15 protein-coding genes and 2 pseudogenes are annotated in these 16,187 nt (G+C 60.5%); 10 read left to right on the top strand and 7 right to left on the bottom strand.

The window, feature by feature from the left end; all coding sequences use genetic code 11:
* Positions 1-56: 56 nt before the first annotated feature.
* The 5 genes and pseudogenes from BJ6T_RS10020 to pcaG all read left to right on the top strand — a co-directional run bounded on the left by BJ6T_RS10020 (position 57) and on the right by pcaG (position 4,870).
* A pseudogene (locus BJ6T_RS10020) lies at positions 57-1,414 on the top strand (aromatic ring-hydroxylating dioxygenase subunit alpha).
* Between the two features lie 32 nt (positions 1,415-1,446).
* Entirely contained in the window at positions 1,447-2,889 is a 1,443-nt protein-coding gene (locus BJ6T_RS10025; RefSeq protein WP_028169867.1) for a glutamine synthetase family protein, read from the top strand.
* 42 nt (positions 2,890-2,931) lie between these two features.
* The gene (locus BJ6T_RS43200) at positions 2,932-3,540 is read left to right on the top strand and encodes a 4-hydroxylaminobenzoate lyase (protein ID WP_014492226.1); all 609 of its coding nucleotides are present in this window, start codon (positions 2,932-2,934) and stop codon (positions 3,538-3,540) included.
* 37 nt (positions 3,541-3,577) lie between these two features.
* Positions 3,578-4,301: pseudogene (pcaH, locus tag BJ6T_RS10030) on the top strand (protocatechuate 3,4-dioxygenase subunit beta).
* On the top strand, positions 4,274-4,870 hold the full coding sequence (gene pcaG, locus BJ6T_RS10035; protein ID WP_014492228.1) for a protocatechuate 3,4-dioxygenase subunit alpha: 597 nt from the start codon (positions 4,274-4,276) through the stop codon (positions 4,868-4,870). Before pcaH ends, pcaG begins: the two are co-directional and overlap by 28 nt.
* A gap of 77 nt (positions 4,871-4,947) precedes the next feature.
* On the opposite strand, the gene BJ6T_RS49585 is transcribed toward pcaG, so the two are convergent.
* Positions 4,948-5,835, bottom strand: a complete 888-nt coding sequence (locus tag BJ6T_RS49585) for an NAD(P)H-binding protein (RefSeq protein ID WP_063623581.1) — start codon at positions 5,833-5,835, stop codon at positions 4,948-4,950.
* Positions 5,836-6,283: 448 nt separating this feature from the next.
* Here BJ6T_RS49585 and BJ6T_RS10040 point away from each other — a divergent pair, with 448 nt between their 5' ends.
* A complete protein-coding gene (locus BJ6T_RS10040) occupies positions 6,284-7,135 on the top strand; it encodes a tripartite tricarboxylate transporter substrate-binding protein (RefSeq protein ID WP_014492230.1) in 852 nt (283 codons plus the stop codon).
* Between the two features lie 112 nt (positions 7,136-7,247).
* On the opposite strand, the gene BJ6T_RS10045 is transcribed toward BJ6T_RS10040, so the two are convergent.
* Positions 7,248-8,633 (bottom strand): tyrosine-type recombinase/integrase, encoded by a 1,386-nt coding sequence (locus BJ6T_RS10045; protein ID WP_014492231.1) that lies wholly within the window; start codon positions 8,631-8,633, stop codon positions 7,248-7,250.
* 272 nt (positions 8,634-8,905) lie between these two features.
* On the opposite strand from BJ6T_RS10045, the gene BJ6T_RS10050 reads away from it, so the two are divergent.
* Positions 8,906-9,442 carry a 2'-5' RNA ligase family protein gene (locus tag BJ6T_RS10050; RefSeq protein ID WP_014492232.1) on the top strand — a complete coding sequence of 179 codons (537 nt, stop codon included), beginning with the start codon at positions 8,906-8,908 and terminating at the stop codon, positions 9,440-9,442.
* A gap of 127 nt (positions 9,443-9,569) precedes the next feature.
* Here the strand turns inward: BJ6T_RS10050 and BJ6T_RS10055 are convergent, their stop codons facing one another.
* Complete coding sequence (locus BJ6T_RS10055; protein WP_028169870.1) at positions 9,570-10,574, bottom strand: tetratricopeptide repeat protein; 1,005 nt, start codon at positions 10,572-10,574, stop codon at positions 9,570-9,572.
* Positions 10,575-10,849: 275 nt separating this feature from the next.
* On the opposite strand from BJ6T_RS10055, the gene BJ6T_RS10060 reads away from it, so the two are divergent.
* Together BJ6T_RS10060 and BJ6T_RS10065 are read left to right on the top strand one after the other, a co-directional pair.
* Positions 10,850-12,340 carry an amidohydrolase family protein gene (locus BJ6T_RS10060; protein ID WP_028169871.1) on the top strand — a complete coding sequence of 497 codons (1,491 nt, stop codon included), beginning with the start codon at positions 10,850-10,852 and terminating at the stop codon, positions 12,338-12,340.
* Positions 12,341-12,344: 4 nt separating this feature from the next.
* Entirely contained in the window at positions 12,345-13,274 is a 930-nt protein-coding gene (locus tag BJ6T_RS10065; RefSeq protein ID WP_014492235.1) for a CobW family GTP-binding protein, read from the top strand.
* Positions 13,275-13,322: 48 nt separating this feature from the next.
* On the opposite strand, the gene BJ6T_RS10070 is transcribed toward BJ6T_RS10065, so the two are convergent.
* A complete protein-coding gene (locus BJ6T_RS10070) occupies positions 13,323-13,718 on the bottom strand; it encodes a GFA family protein (protein WP_014492236.1) in 396 nt (131 codons plus the stop codon).
* 121 nt (positions 13,719-13,839) lie between these two features.
* A complete protein-coding gene (locus BJ6T_RS10075) occupies positions 13,840-14,217 on the bottom strand; it encodes a tautomerase family protein (RefSeq protein ID WP_014492237.1) in 378 nt (125 codons plus the stop codon).
* Between the two features lie 171 nt (positions 14,218-14,388).
* On the opposite strand from BJ6T_RS10075, the gene BJ6T_RS10080 reads away from it, so the two are divergent.
* On the top strand, positions 14,389-14,988 hold the full coding sequence (locus tag BJ6T_RS10080; protein ID WP_014492238.1) for a TetR/AcrR family transcriptional regulator: 600 nt from the start codon (positions 14,389-14,391) through the stop codon (positions 14,986-14,988).
* Between the two features lie 141 nt (positions 14,989-15,129).
* Here the strand turns inward: BJ6T_RS10080 and BJ6T_RS10085 are convergent, their stop codons facing one another.
* Positions 15,130-15,603: a hypothetical protein gene (locus tag BJ6T_RS10085; RefSeq protein WP_014492239.1), complete on the bottom strand. Its 474-nt coding sequence runs from the start codon at positions 15,601-15,603 to the stop codon at positions 15,130-15,132.
* An 11-nt stretch (positions 15,604-15,614) separates the two neighbouring features.
* Positions 15,615-16,115 (bottom strand): hypothetical protein, encoded by a 501-nt coding sequence (locus BJ6T_RS10090; RefSeq protein WP_028169872.1) that lies wholly within the window; start codon positions 16,113-16,115, stop codon positions 15,615-15,617.
* Positions 16,116-16,187: the final 72 nt, after the last annotated feature.

Raw genomic sequence — 16,187 nt, forward strand, 5'->3', positions numbered from 1 at the left:
GCTGACCGGCCCGGAAGCAGTCCGGAGAGAAGAACTTCTAGAGAGGAGCCGCAACTATGATGAGCCAAGAGCAAAACGACCACATCAGCCGCACTGGACCCAAGACCGCCGCAGGCAAACTGTTACGAATGTATTGGCAGCCCGCGGCTCTCCTCGACGAATTGGACGGCAGTCGTCCGATCAAACCGGTCAAGCTTCTCGGCGAAAGCCTCGTGCTTTTTAGGGATGACCGCGGCCACTACGGTCTTCTCGATCGCGATGCCCGCATCGCGGTGCTGATCTGGCCTTTGGCCGGCTCGAAAGCGGTGGTTTGCGCTGCGCATTTCATGGATGGCTCTTCGACGTCTCGGGGAAATGCCTTGAGACGCCAGCTGAATCTGCGAGTTCGTCTCTATGCAAGAACATCAAGCAGCGTTCGTATCCGGTCGTTGAAAAGGGCGGAATTATTTGGGCCTATCTTGGCGAGGGAGAGCCGCCGGCATTTCCGGAAATTGACTGTTTCGCGGCACCTCAACAGTACACGTTCGCGTTCAAGGGATTGATCGAGTGCAATTGGTTGCAGGCACTGGAGGTTGGTATCGACCCCGCCCATGCTTCATTCCTGCACAGATTCTTCGAAGACGAAGATACTTCGGTTGCCTATGGCAAGCAGTTTCGCGGAGCTTCCGCTGACTCCGAAATGCCGATGACGAAAGTCCTGCGTGAATACGACCGCCCGATTATCAACGTCGAAAATACCGAGTATGGCCTTCGACTGATAGCCTTGCGCGAGATCGACGAGCAGCGCACGCATGTCCGCGTCACCAATCAGCTATTTCCGCAAGCGTTTGTCATCCCGATGAGCACGGAGATGACGATCACCCAATGGCACGTTCCGGTCGACGACGAGAGTTGCTATTGGTACGCGATCTTCACCAGCTATTCGACGCCCGTCGACCGGGCGAAGATGCGCGCGCAGCGTCTCGAACTATACGAACTTCCCGAGTATCGATCGCGTACGAACAAGTCGAACGACTATGGGTTCGATCCACGCGAGCAGGTGACCGAGACCTACACCGGAATGGGTCCGGACATTAATGTCCACGACCAATGGGCGGTCGAGTCCATGGGGCCGATTCAAGATCGTACGCGGGAGCATCTCGGGCAGTCCGACAAAGCGATCATCCAGTACCGCCGTCTGCTCCGCCAGGAAATCGAGAAGGTCGCGTCAGGCGGCAAGCCGCTCTTGTCTCTTGATGCAGCGAGCGCGCGCAGCGTTCAGGGGCCGGCGACCATGGACGGGATCGGTCCGACAAAAGGCTGGGAGAGTTATTGGATGGAAGTCGACGTAAAACGTCGTCGCGGTGCTCCCTGGGTCGCGCCGGTTCCTGCTGAGATCGCCCAGAAGACATCCCACCTGACGGCCGCGGAATAGTGAAGATCGTACGCGAGCGCGAGGAGACATCGTTGAGCTTCGTCGAAAAGCACGGTCTTTGGACCGGCGAGCAGAGGGAAGCCGCTGTCCGAATGAAGCGATTGGTCGAGGACCGGGAGCTCCACACGATACGGCTGTCCTTTGCCGACCAGCACGGCATCTTACGCGGAAAGGCTCTCGTCGCTTCCGAGGCTCTCGCGTCCATTGAGAGCGGTTGTTCGATAACGACAACGTTGCTCGCGAAGGACACGTCCCACCGTACGGTCTTTCCTGTCTTCACCACCGGTGGCGGCTTCGGGATGAGCGAAATGCAAGGTGGCGGCGACATCATAATGGTTGCCGACCCGTCGACGTTCAAGATTCTCCCTTGGGTCCCTGGGACCGGTTGGGTGCTTTGCGACCTCTATTTCTCCGACGGGCGTTCAGTCCCGTTCGATTCGCGAGGCCTCTACCGCAACGTACTCGGACGACTCGCGGATAGAGGATACGACTTCAAGGCGGGCTTGGAAGTTGAATGCCATATCTTCAAGGTCGAGAATCCTCGACTTGCCCTTGCGGATGCTGGTAATCCAGGCAGGCCAGGAGAGCCGCCGGAGATAAGTCTGCTTTCGCAGGGCTACCAGTATCTGACCGAACAGCGTTACGACCAAATGGAGCCGGCGCTTGAATTGATCAGGCAGGACGTGGCCGCGCTAGGTCTACCACTTCGCTCGATCGAGGTCGAGTATGGACCCAGCCAGTGTGAATTTGTCTTCCAGCCGACCATAGGCCTAGAACCGGCCGATACAATGGTCCTGTTCCGGACGGCGGTGAAGCAGATATGCATCCGTAACGGTTATCACGCGACATTCATGTGCCGGCCACGCATACCCAATGTGATGTCGTCTGGGTGGCATCTGCATCAATCGCTCGTCTCGCGAAGGGACAATGCAAACGTCTTCATGACCAGCGAGCCTGATGGCCTGTCCAAGCTCGGCAAATGCTACATGGCTGGTCTCTTGGAGCATGCCCGCGCTTCCGCGGTTTTCTCGACCCCGACGATCAACGGCTACAAGCGGTATCGCTCCTATTCGCTTGCCCCGGATAGGGCCATCTGGGGCCGAGACAATCGTGGTGTGATGATCCGGGTGCTTGGTGGACCCAACGATCAAGCGACCCGCCTGGAAAACAGGATCGGCGAGCCGGCGGCCAATCCCTTCTTGTACATGGCATCACAAATATTGGCGGGTCTGGATGGCATCGACCGCGCGTTAGATCCGGGAGCTTCGGCAGATACGCCTTACGAGACCAAGGCGGCCCTTCTCCCGACCACTTTGCGCGAGGCAGTACTCGCCCTGCGAGACGATTCTTTTTTTAAGGACAGCTTAGGTAGGCAATTCGTTGATTACTACGTCCACATCAAGAATGCCGAGATCGACCGCTTCCAGTCGGAGATCAGCGAATGGGAGCAGCGCGAATATTTCGAACTCTTCTGATTGGCAAAATAGAGAAGAGTTGCAGGTCGACCGATCAGACGAATGACTTTCGATCGCCGAAAAGTTTTGAATGAGTTCGGCTTGAGCCGAGCGAATTGCGCTGGGGTTCGCGATGATAAAAAGGAAGATCTTATCGAACGCAGTATTCCGTTTCTCCGCGAAGTCAAAGACATGACTCCAGGGGTAGAAATGGAGCGATGGCTCAACGACAAATACGGTGAGGAAAGCGACCTGTACCGAGAACTTTCTCGTCTCGTCAAATCAGGCGTCGAACAGGGATGGGCAGCGAATGAGGAAGTGGATGGTCCCAACTACCGTCGCAGTCGCCTAATGGAGCCGGTCTCCGAAACATACCATTTCAGCATCACTGCGGTCTACATGAATAGCTCTCATTCTCGCAGTTTTCGAGACGAGGACCATCACGATGTGCTACGAGGGCAATTCCACGGCCATCCCTATGGTGAACTCAACCTCGTAGTTCCCGTCGACAAGAGCGCCCAACTGAGGGGATTGCAAGGTTGGCAGGGCCCAGGCTGGACGGCGCCCGAACCCGGAAGCCGACATTACCCGGAGGTCAGAGGCGGTGCAGTGATCGCCTTGTTTTACCTTCCGGCAGGACGCATTTCATACGACTTCAAAGCCTCGAAGTAGGTGTGCCGGTGGCGTATCTGCGATGAAAGGCAAGCACATCGAAATGATCTACCCAACCTCGGCAAATGATATTCATCCTTCGCGACATTTTGCTTCGTATCGAAGCACTCTCAAGCGCTCGCCGACCAAGGCGCTGATCCCGATGCGGCACACGCTCTCCGAACTCACCGGTCCGGTCTACGGTCATGAGAAGGTGCGCGAGCACGATCACGACCTGACGGTCCACGGCAAAAGCGAGCCGATCGGCGAGCGGATCATTGTACACGGGCACGTTCTCGACGAGGATAGCCGCGGCGTACCGGACGCGCTGGTCGAACTCTGGCAGGCCAATGCCTGTGGGCGCTACGTTCACGTGGCCGACCAGCATCCGGCGCCGCTCGATCCGAACTTCACCGGAGCTGGCCGCGCGCAGACGGATCCGAAAGGCCACTACAGCTTCGTCACAATCAGGCCCGGCGCTTACCCGTGGGGCAACCATCACAACGCCTGGCGTCCGGCCCACATCCACTTCTCCGTGTTCGGTCACTCCTTCGCGCCTGGTGACGCAGATGTATTTCCCGGGTGATCCGCTGTTCCCGTTCGATCCGATATTCAATTCGGTCGTGGACGAGACCGCGCGGGCGCGGATGACGTCGTTCGATCTCGACAGCACTCAGCCCGGTTGGGCGCTGTGCTATCGCTTCAACATCGTATTGCGCGGGCGTAAGGCTACGCCGATGGGGAGACCAAGTAGGTGTCGAACCAGGATCTTGATGGAGTGACGCCGTCGCAGACCGTGGGACCGTATTTCGCGTATGGCCTGACCCCTAACGGCGATTATAAATGGGACGACGCGTTCACTGGCAATTTAGCGACGCCCGACACGTCGGGCGATCGCATCCGCATTGCCGGCGTCGTCTCTGACGGCGACGGGGCGCCGGTAGTCGATTGTATGCTGGAGATATGCCAGGCCGACGCGCAGGGTTGCTTTTCAGATCCGCAGGATAGGCGCGCGCTGGTCAATTCATCGTTCAAGGGATTCGGCCGCGTCGGCACCACTACGAATGGCAGCTTCGCCTTCGACACCATCAAGCCCGGTATCGTCCCTGATGCCGACTGCAAGCCACAGGCGCCGCACATAGTGCTCGCGGTGTTCGCTCGCGGCATTCCGCTGCACCTTTACACCCGTATCTATTTCGAGGATGAAGCGGCCAATGCGGCCGATCCTGTTCTGGCCCTGGTGCCGATCGACCGTTGGGAAACGTTGATCGCAAAGCGCCGCGGAAACGGTGCCTACACTTTCGACGTTCGTCTGCAGGGCGACAAGGAGACGGTGTTCTTTGACGTTTGATTGTATCGCCCTCCAGCGAGCGCCATACCGACCGATGCCGCCGATTGTCAAATCGAGCAGTTGCGAAGGGACGCGATCTATCTTTGAACGTCTAGTTCACGTTGTTCGAACAAGCACCGTAGAGATATTGGTTCCAAGCCCGTCAGGTCTCGGACCGCCGTCGTGTGTTGATTTAGATATCCACGCCTTATCGCTTCACCGGTGGCAGTCCAGAGCTCAAAATATTCAGAGTTCGCCGGATCTGCCTCGAACTCGACCCGGTATCGCTCGTAGTCGTCGTCGTTCACCTGAACGCACTTGATCGAACGTCGCCCGAACTCTTCGAGCAGCGACAGAATATCCGATCGACCGAGGAGCGCTGGACCGGTCAGTTCGTAGGTCTGACCGTGGTGTCGGGAGTCTTTCGCGATCAACACCGCGGCAGCAGCTTCCGCACAGTCTCTGCGCGTAACATAGGCATGAGCACCGTCTCCGATGTTGGTCGTCCACTGTCCCTGTGCGATGTAACGTTGCGCTAGGCGGAGCCGCCAGTCCGAAAAAAGCGCGTTGCGGAGAACTGTCCAACCTACGTCAAGTCGAGTGAGATCGGCTTCACTGGCCCGATGGCTGGCGACTGGCGGTGCTGGGTTTCCCTCCACCGGATTAGGGTAGGATGTGTAAGCAATGTTATGCACACCGGCTCGCCGCGCGGCGCCAAAAGCATTCCTGTGCTGAGCGACCCTATTCGTACCTGGTGGCATCGTGCTGATGATTAGTGCGCTCCGGCCACCGTCGAACGCTGATAGCAGCGTATCCGGCTCGGAAAAATCCCCGTATCGCACCGAGGCTCCTCTCGCCGCAAATCCCTGAAGTTTGTCTGGCGATCGACTGACCAAAATCAAATCAGATGCAGATACCTGACGGAGAAGGGCTTGCACTACTTCAAGCCCTAAGGAGCCAGAAGCGCCGGTTACTATTATGCTCATAAATTCTTACCACCAGATGGATCGGTCGAACTTTCCTTGTCTGAATTATTAGTTGACGAAGCAACGATCTGTCTAGTAACTTTGCATAGAGGCGACGTAGGAGCGATTTGTAAGGGCGTGCTTCGGGGTCGTGATGGACATCGCCCCAACCGGACACGATTGCAACTTCGTCTGGTTTCCGAACGGCATTGAGGCCGCGTCGGCCTCTGCTCGATGGATGGCGACTCGTCGATGCGACAAAGGTGGTCTGTGCGACCATGGCGCGGTCGCCAGTATTTGCAGATACCGCGCTTAATCTTTTGGGGTTACAATTTTGGAGAATCTCACTCGTCGTCAGTTCGCATCGGTCCTCGGACTCGCGTGTGGCCACTTGAGTCTAGCAAGCGTCTCGCGTGCCCAAAATGCTCGGCTAGGAAAAATCATCATTGGCTTTCCTGCTGGCGGAACTATGGACGTAACTGCGAGGCGGATTGCAGAGGCCCTTCGCGCGCAGGGTAAAAACTACATAGTCGAGAGCCGGCCGGGAGCCGCTGGTCGTATCGCAAATGCGCAACTCAAGCGCGAGAACAGCGACGGCTCCGTCATGCTTTGTACCACAACTTCGACAATGACGATTTATCCGCACGTGTACGAAAAGCTTGGCTACGACGTCGTGAACGATTTCAAACCGTTGAGTACTGTCGCGGAAGTATCTTGCGCTTTCGCGGTGAGTTCTGCAGTGCCAACTTCGGTGAACACTCTTCGAGATTTTGTCGCATGGGCCAAGACCCAGCCGCAAGGGATTTCCTACGCGTCAACGGCCGCCGGCTCCTCAGCGCATTTCCTAGGCTTCAGCTTTGAGCAAGCTGCAGGTGTCAACATGACTCACGTACCCTACAAAGGGGCGGCTGCGGCGTTTCAAGATATGCTTGGAGGTCATATAGCCGGCTATCTGGGTGTAATTGGAGACTTCCTCAGCACCGAAGGATCCGCTTACTATCGTCTTCTTGCCGTGACCAGTGCGACTCGGTCGCGTTTCCTGCCGCAAGTTCCGACGTTTACGGAAAGCGGATATCCTACTGTTGTCGGAACAGCCACCTACGGGCTCTTCTTGCCGCCTAAAACGCCTGACGCAATATCCTCTGAACTGGCCGACGCAGTTCGAGCCGCCATGGGAGATGCGGCGCTGATCGCGGGATTTCATAAAGTGGCGATTGAAGCCATTTCGTGCCGCCCGGATCAGTATAGCAAATTGATCTGCGACGAAAGCAATGCTTGGAAACCAATCGTCCTTGCGTCTGGCTTCAAGTCGGAAGAATGACGTAATCACATGGGATTAGCTGGCACTCTCTCGGCCACCGCACCGTCACCTCTTTAACGGATCGTTCCAATCGACAGCAAGCAATGCGCAGCGCAAATAGGGGCTGTCACGACTACGCGCGTTTTCCCATTGGCACTACGTTTCCATCGCTCCGCGGTATTAGGCGCACGACTGCCGCCCTTGCGAGGTCTTCCAAGGCGGTCGCAATGTATTTTGCGTAGTGTCTCTCGATCATTTTGACTGAGGTGTTGTGCAGTTTGGCGACCTGTTGGATGGGCAAGCCGTTTCGTAGCCCGCGCACAATGCTCGAGTGCCGCAAGGCATAGGGAATCACCTCTGGCATACCGGCTCGCTCGCGAACCGCCTTCCAGGGACGTGCCAGCTCGGCTCTTTTCCATGGACCGCGTTCAGACTTCTTCCACGCGATACCCCCCGGATCCTGTTCATGGATCCATCGCTCGAAAAGAAATGAATCGCTTGGCCGGCCGGTGATTGCGGGCAAAAGCACCCCAATTACATCATCACCCACTGGGACTGGGTCTGAGCCGCTATTGCCCCCGCGCCCCTTGTAGGAACCGGGCACCATCAGACGCTGCGCAGAAACCTGAACGTCGCTCACCCGCATTCGCCTGACCTGGGCATACCGCGCGCCGGTCGCGGCCAGACATACGACGATCCGATATAGATCGCCATCAAACCCCTGCTCACGATCGACGTCAGAAGCAGCTTGAAGGATGGCGCCAACCTCCTCATCCGCGAGAATCTGATTATCCCGAGCAACCGACATATTGTCATCATCGTCGATCCGCTCGGCTTTGAAGCCGGCCTTCACAATAGCGAGGAACGTCGGGTTTAACTTCTTCCGATCTGCGGAAAGCCGTGGCCACGCGGCATTTAGTGCGGCCTTGAGGTCATTCACGAACCGCTGTTTAGTCGTGACCTTCAAGTCGTCTGGCAAGCTCTCGCGCCACGCCATCAAGTCGTCTTCTTTCAAGGCATGCAGACGTACCGATGCAAGAGGAGCAGCTTCCGCTGCTTCCTGATTGCCGCGCTTTTCTTGACCGAGAACGTAGCGTCGCAGCTTGGTACCGGCGTCGGATCGGACGTCGCGACCTGTTCGGCGTCGTTCTCGAGCGTCGCGTTCCTTGACATAGGCTTCAACGGCTGATCGCACGGTAGGAGCCGGGCCGGCCGCCTGCGACGCGGCTTCTGTCCTGGCTCGAGCTACGGCCTCCCGCGCCGTTCTCATGGCCTGTTCGAACGTCAGAATCCCGTCGGCGGGTCTGTCATTGATGTCGTTGGCGACGCCGACCGGTTCCTGCTTGTAGTTGCCCCCTTCGTGGTGATTGCGCCAGCGAACAAACCAAACGCCGCTTTGTTTTCCCTTGCGATATCCCAGATGCGCTTCCGCATCGAGGCGCCGCCAATGCACGCCAAGTTCAAGCTTGGAGCGCGCTTTAGCCGTCGTGAGCTGAGCCTCGGTGAGTGTCTTCGACATATCGCCTGTTGCATCGCTACACGTCGAATATCCGTTGAATATCCGACCGTGTACGTTGGTGAACGATACTGGATTGTGGACATTCAAGCTATTGAAATTATTGAACGTTGGCGAACGCCGGCGGACAGCAATTGACTTATTGTTTGGCCCTCTCAAGGCTGAAACAGGGGTTCGATTCCCCTAGGGAGCGCCATTGCCTTGAAGCTAGCTTCGCCTTGAAGCTACCTTCCCTTGATCTCGGTTTGATTGTTCCACCCGCTGGGTGAGCGCTTGTGGCATTGGCGATCAACGTTCGAGCCGATAACAATTCAGCAAGTGAGATCGAGCGGCTGTGGGATCAGGTCGTAGCGTTCGAAGTCGAGCCCTCGATGCGCGCCCTTGGCTACCGGCCACATTTTACATTTGCGATCTACGACTCGCCTGCGATCGACGAAAAGATAGCATGGGCCGCCATGCTGGCGGCCGTTGCTGGCGAAGCGCAATTTCGCATCGAGTTCAAACGGATTCGTTGGTTCGCAGGCTCGCCTCTCGTTCTCTGGGCGGAGCCGAGCTCCAATGAGGTGCTAACCCGTATCCACAGCTCCGTCAGCGCCGCAATCGACCCGGCGCATTGCCATCCTCATTACCGGCCCGGGGTATGGACGCCGCATTGTACGCTCGGCTTGCGCATCGCCGATGAGCGGCGTGATGACGCGATTGCTTTTGCGCGATCGTTTGATCGAAGCATGGAAGTGCTGTTCGACGTCGCTGATTGCGTTGCCTTTCCGCCGGTTCAGGTAATCGCTGAGCAGCGATTGCCCCGTAGTTGATTATCGATTCGGAGAGGATGGGTTTCGCGAGTGCTCAACTCATCCTAGGTACTACTCAACGTAACCGGCCCGTTATATCCCGAACCCTGTCCGCGGCAATAGATCGTCGCTTTATCCGCCTCTGTGATCACTGCGATTGTAATCGCTTCAGGTCGGCAATGGCGGCACGATACTCTCGAAACGAGGTCGGGCATCCGTCTCGCGCGGCCGCAAACTCGTTCCGGGCCGCGACTGTATCTTTGCTCTTGAGCTGAACAATCCCGGCGTAATAATGGGCCTCGCAGGTTTGATCTGCATTCCTGGCCGAAGCCAGGGCTGCGGCGGGAGTGATCCGACCGACAAGCAATTCGCCAACGGTTCTCGGCCAATCCCTGAGCCGGCCCTTGTCGAGTGCAGCGGACAGCGCGGTGTCCGCATCGGCAGATCGTCCCTGCGTCCGCGCCACCGATCCCCAAATGACGCCGTAGCCACCGGGATCGGAAAACCGCGCCTCCCGGTCGTAGTCCGAAGCGGCATCCCTGAAATCGCCTCTCCGATAGTACGCATCTCCCCGGGCCGCGTAGTAATCAGTCGCGACGCGATCGGCCTCCGGACGACTCACCTCCTGGTCTTTCGCAAATGTGGTGTTCTTGTCGGGCCCAAGCCTGATGGTATCGGTGAAATCCCGGATCGCCTCGTCCAACCTGTCCTCAGACATATAAATCTGCCCGCGAATGAACCGGCTTGCGGCACCTGAGGGATCAAGATTGATGGCCTCGGTGAGAGAAGCGATTGCGCGTGTGGTGTCGCCCTTTTTGGCCAAGGTCAGTCCCAGCTCGTGATGGGCGTAGTTGTTCTTCGGGTTGAGCCTGACCGCCTCGGTGAAGTCGGCTTGAGCGGCATCCATGTTGCCGAGTGCAAAATTTCCGAAGCCACGCTTGAGCAGCGCCATGGATCTTGCACCAGCAGGCAATCTGGCGTCCTGGGAGAGGCTGCTGCACGCTGCCATCATGCGCGGGACATCGGTGCTGTCCTGACAATCGTTCAGGTCTTGTGGGGTGGCCGCAAACGCGCTTACCGCCGAGACGACGATGGAGACGATCAAAGCTGCCCTGCAGCGGATGCGCAGGCCCTGATTTGACATTGCAGACATTTCGCCCCCTTGCACGACACACTTGGCCGATGATCCCGACGCAGGAAGCGCGACCGGCCGCGACGGCAACCTTATAGCGATCTTTTCCATCGTTCTACCGGAAGCTTTTTGGGCCGTTGCCCGTCGGACAAGACATGCCGCGAGGTCGCGAGCGCATGCAGCATCGGCATCAGTGGCGGTAGTCGTTCTCCCCAAAATCTGCACTATGCGCTCCGCGCCTCCGAAGCTGCTGCCGGGCCTTTGGAGGTTTTGGCAATAGCATGCGGAGTGACGACATGAGCGGCTTGTTGATTTCTGGCGGACGGGTGGTGGATCCCGCGAGCGGAATGGACGCCATCGGCGATGTGGCGGTGGTGGACGGCAAGATCGCCGCGGTCGGCACGGGCCTCGGCGGCGCCGAGCGGGTGATCGATGCGACCGGGCTCGTGGTCGCGCCGGGCTTCATCGATCTGCACGCGCATGGCCAGTCGATCCCGGCCGATCGCATGCAGGCGTTCGACGGCGTGACGACGACGCTCGATCTCGAGGCCGGCGTGCTGCCGGTCGCCTCTTGGTATGAGCGCCAGGCGCGGAAGGGACGCGTGCTGAACTACGGCGCCGCCACCAACTGGGCCTTTGCGCGCATCGGCGCGATGACCGGCTCGAATGCGGAGAGCTCGCTGGAGGCGTTCGGCAACGCCATGCGCGATCGCCGCTGGATGGACAACGTGGCGAGCGATGCGGAGGTCGCCGGCATCCTCGAACGTCTTTCGCGCGGCCTCAACGAGGGCGGCATCGGCATCGGCATCCTGAACGCCTATGCGCCAGGCGCCGGTGTGCAGGAGTTGACGGCGGTCTGCCAGCTCGCGGCCAGGCAGGACGTGCCGACCTTCACGCACGTCGCCTACATGTCGCGCGTCGACCCCGAAAGTGCGGCGGAAGCCTATATCCGCCTGATCGGCTATGCCGGCGCCACCGGCGCGCACATGCACATCTGCCATTTCAACTCGTCGAGCAAGACCGACATCGAGCGCTGCCGCGTGCTGGTCGAAAAGGCGCAGGCGCAGGGCCTCCCGATCACGGTCGAAGCCTATCCCTACGGCACAGGCTCGACCGTGCTGGCCGCGGCCTTCTTCAGTGATCCCCAGTTCGTCGAGCGCAACGGCACCGGCTACGATTCGGTGCAGCGCGTGACCGACGGTCACCGCTTCCGCGATCGCGAGGAACTGCTGAAGGCGCAGGCCGAAGAACCGTCCTCGCTGGTGCTCTGGCACATCCTCGATACCGACAACAACGCGCATCATCGCGATCTGCTCGATATGTCGGTGCTGTATCCCGGCGGCGCGATCGCGTCCGATGCGATGCCGTGGACGACGTCGGACGGCAAGACCTACACCGGCGATGCCTGGCCGCTGCCGGACGATGCCACCTCGCATCCGCGCTCGGCCGGCTGCTTCACGAAATTCATCCGCGAATGGGTGCGCGAGCGCAAGGCCGTGTCGCTGCTGGAGGGCGTGCGCAAATGCGCGCTGATCCCGGCGGAGATCCTGTCGCAGAGCACGCCGGCGATGCGCGCCAAGGGCCGGCTCGCAAAGGACGCCGATGCCGATATCGTCGTGTTCGACTACGAGAAGCTCTCGGACCGCGCGACCTTCACGGCGATGAACCGTCCCTCCGAGGGCGTGCGGCATCTCGTGGTCAGCGGCCAGCCGCTGATCAGCGATGGCGTGCTGGACGTGGCGGCCCGGCCCGGCCGGCCCGTGCGCCGCCCCGTCGTCGAGGGCTGATCCCATGCCGGTCCCCATTCTCCTGGTCACGGGCTTTCTGGGGGCGGGCAAGACGACGGTCGTGAACCATCTGCTGGCGAATGCGGAGGGACGGCGGATCGCGGCAATCGTCAACGATTTCGGCGCGATCAACATCGACGCGGAGTTGATCGCGGGTGCGAGCGACGGCGTGGTCAGCCTCGCCAATGGCTGCATCTGCTGCTCGCTCGAAGGCGATCTCCTGCGCACGCTCTCGACGCTGCTTCGGCGCGATCCGAAGCCCGAATATATCGTCATCGAGACCAGCGGCGTCGCCGATCCCGCCGACATCGTCCGCAACCTGATGGACCCCGTGATCCTGCGCGAGGCGCCGCTCGAGACGGTGCTCTGCGTGATGGATGCGGCGACGCTACCGGCGGCCCTGGACGATGCGCTCCATCGTTCGCAATTGCGCGTTGCCGATATCGTGGCGCTGAGCAAGCTCGATCTGGCGGACGAGAGCGCAGGCGCCCGCATGCGCGAAGCCATCCGCGCGCAGCGCGTCCCCGCCGTGGTGGTCGATGCCAGACACGGCGCGATTCCGTCCGCGCTGCTGTTTCCCGCGGCTGTCGATCGTGCGCCCGCGCCGCGCGACCCTGGACCACGGCGGCCTTCCGAGGAGCGCTTCGAGACGCTGAGCTGGACCTCGGATCAGCCGCTGTCGCTGCCGCGCCTGCAACAGGCGATCGGCCGTCTTGCGCCAAAGCTTGCCCGCGCAAAAGGCCTGTTCGAGACCGTCGAGCAACCCGGGCGCCAGATGGTGTTTCAGTTCGCCGCCGGCCGCGCGACGCTCGCGCCGGGTGATGCACCGGCGGAAGGCGTGCCGCGATCGCGGGTCGTCTTCATCGCCGAGCTCGGCGTGCTCTCGAAGGCCGAGCTCGACGGGATCATGGCGGCGTGTGTTGCCTACGGGTAGCGTGGTCTGCAGCGCGCATAGGCGCACCCGATCAAATCAGGCGGCGCGTCAATCCTCCACCTGCAGTCCATCCCCATGCACATACCACTCCGCGCGCGACGTCCAATGCGCATGCCGGTCCGGTGTCATCCCCAGCGGCCCGTCGAATGCGCCGGCATGGATGATCGCCTCGCGCCCGCTGCGTGTGAGGTGTGGCATCGGGCTGCCGCAAATCTTGCAGAACGCGGTCGCAAAGCTTCGCGCGTTGGGCAGGTCGAAGCGCACGACGGATGCTTCACCGCGCAACCATCGCAGCGCTCCTGCCTTCACGATCACCTCGCAGGCATGGGCGGTCCCGGTCGCCTTGCGGCAGCGCGAGCAATGGCAGTTGAGGAAGCGATCGAACGGACCCTCGACCTCGAACGCGACCTCGCCGCACAGGCAGCTTCCCTGGAATGCGGCCATCTCACTCTCCATCCGGCTCGGCCGGCTTCGCGATCGCTTCCTTCAGCGGAGGTTTGCTCCGGACTCCATCAGGCCCGACGGGCCGGGAATTCTCAAGAGGATATCTGCAGGTCTGGCAGGGTCAGGCAAATTGCGCGATGCCGTTTCCGACGGACCAGTTCTCCGCGGGGGCATCGAGCACGTTGACGAACACGTCCTCGGAGCGGATGCCCGGGCTTTCGCCGAGCAGCTCCGCGATCCGGCGGTACAGCGCCTTTTTCTGCTCCGGAGTGCGCGATGCGAACACGGTGATCTGGATCAGCACGGCGTCGTCGCTACGTTTGACGCCATAGGCATTGCCGCAGCGGAAGTTCGAGGCGTCATGCTCGCTGATGGTCATGAACTCGTCGCCCTCGGGCACGTTCAGCGCCTCGCGCATGGCGCGGTACAAACCATCGAGGATCGCCTGCCGGTAGGCTTCCGGTTTGCCGGCGCGCATCGAGATGTGGAGGAGAGGCATGGGCGGGTCCCTTTTGGCATGCGGGCCCGATCGGCCAGGGCGCACGCAAGCGCCAGCCGTCGGGCCCATTGACGGAACGGGCTATCAATCCCAATTAGTTTTTGACACGATGTCGAGAAAACACATTCTTGACATCATGTCAAATATATTTGCCATGCGGAGGAGCAGGATTTGAGGCCGCGCGAGTTCGACCACGACGACGTCCTGCGCATCGCGTTCGACCAGTTCTGGCGCAGAGGCGTGCGCGGCACGTCGCTGTCGGACATCGCGCGCGATGCCGGTGTCCAGCGCGGCAGCCTCTACAATGCCTTCGGCAGCAAGGAGGCACTGTTTCTCCAGGCCTATGAGCGTTATGCGGGCGACTATCTCCTCGCCCTGCAAAAGGCGCTCGGCGCGGGCTCATTGCGAAGACGCCTCACCGCGTTCTTCGAGCTGACCATCACCAACTTCCGCTCGGGCTCGCCGCCGCGGGGATGTCCGACCACGCGCGGATTGATGGAGCTCGGCGCGGCCGAGGGGGAGGGCTTGGACGAAGACGCGCGTCAGGCTTTTGCGGGCCTCATCTCGCGCATCACCATGCTGGTTCAAGAGGCGCTGGCGGCGGGCGCAGAGCGCGGCGAGTTCAATGGCAATCCTGCGGCCGCCGCGCTGCACATCATCACGGTGACGCGCGGCCTTGGCGTGCTCGAACGTGCATTCGGCGACGAGCCGCAGCTGCGCAAGATCGCGGCTCACACCATCGATCTCGTGCTCGGCAAGAAGGGCGGTTAGGTCAGTCCGCAAAACGACGACCCCAGCGGTGGTGATCCCTGGGGCCGTCTGGAGGTTTTATGGAGGGCATCGAGCACTGCGCTCCATGGCGATGTTGATAGCGCAAGGTCGCTTGAGATGCGACTAGAACCCATCAAAGCGTCAGCACAAGGCAAGCGCGTTGACGGCCCGCGTTGTCGCGATCTCGTTCTCGTTCCCGACGAACTGGCAAACGATGGATTCGAGTTCGCCCGGCTGGTTGCGGCGCGCGACCGCCAGCAGTCGCATCAATTCCGCCTCGTCCTGCGACAGGCGCCGGCACGAGGGCGGCATGAAGCACAGTTCGCACGGCCGGCCGCTGCGCAGGATCCTGACGAGCGCAGCTGCGCGCGCCACCAGCAGCGGACTGTCGGCGATGCCCGGCGCCTCGTCGGCGAAGCGATAGGCCGCTTCCCAGCAATCAGAGGCGCCGGTCGCATAGGCCGCTCCGATGAATCGGAGCAGCGACAGCGCGACGCGGGAAAATTCATCGTAGCTCTCGACGCATGGACGCGCCGCAAGCGCGGCCTGGAGCGGACAGAGCCGCGGCTGGCCAGCTTTCTCGACTGGCGCAGAACCGCACGTATCGTGGAGCATGAACGATCCCGTCAGTGCAGCGTGGGACTTCCGACCAGCCAGCTCTTCATCGCCATCGTCCGATCATGGTCGAAAGAGCGAACGTGTCGGTCGGGCAGGATGAGGCCAGCCATGCGGAAGATCGTTGCAAGCCCCCGCACGGGCGCGAGAGCCCAATCGGCACCGACCGGCGGCAACCAGCTCTCGAACTGCTCGCGCGCGACGTCGATGCGTTCCTGCTGTGCCGCGGCGATCGCCCGCAAGATTCCGTGCTCGCTGTCGGACATCTTCGGACAGGTCGGGCAATGAACTTCGATGGCCGTATGCGCCGTGCACGCGAAGATCTCGATGATGGATTCCAGTGAGGGCACGGCGTCGCCGACGCGAAAGTGATCGTACACTTGCTGGATATCGGCCGCGGTCGGAACGGCGCTTCCGCTGCGTGCCTTGGCCCGAAATCCCCAGATGAAGAGCCGCTCGGCCGCGCACAGCGCGGGAAGGTCGAGCGAGTTGCCATATGTCGATTGATGCATTGAGCCTCTGGCCTTCCATGCAGCTCACGCCACAGCTGGCGCTGATGATCTGCCCCGATCGTTCCGCCAGAG

This window comes from Bradyrhizobium japonicum USDA 6 (assembly GCF_000284375.1).
Classification (GTDB): Bacteria; Pseudomonadota; Alphaproteobacteria; order Rhizobiales; family Xanthobacteraceae; genus Bradyrhizobium; species Bradyrhizobium japonicum.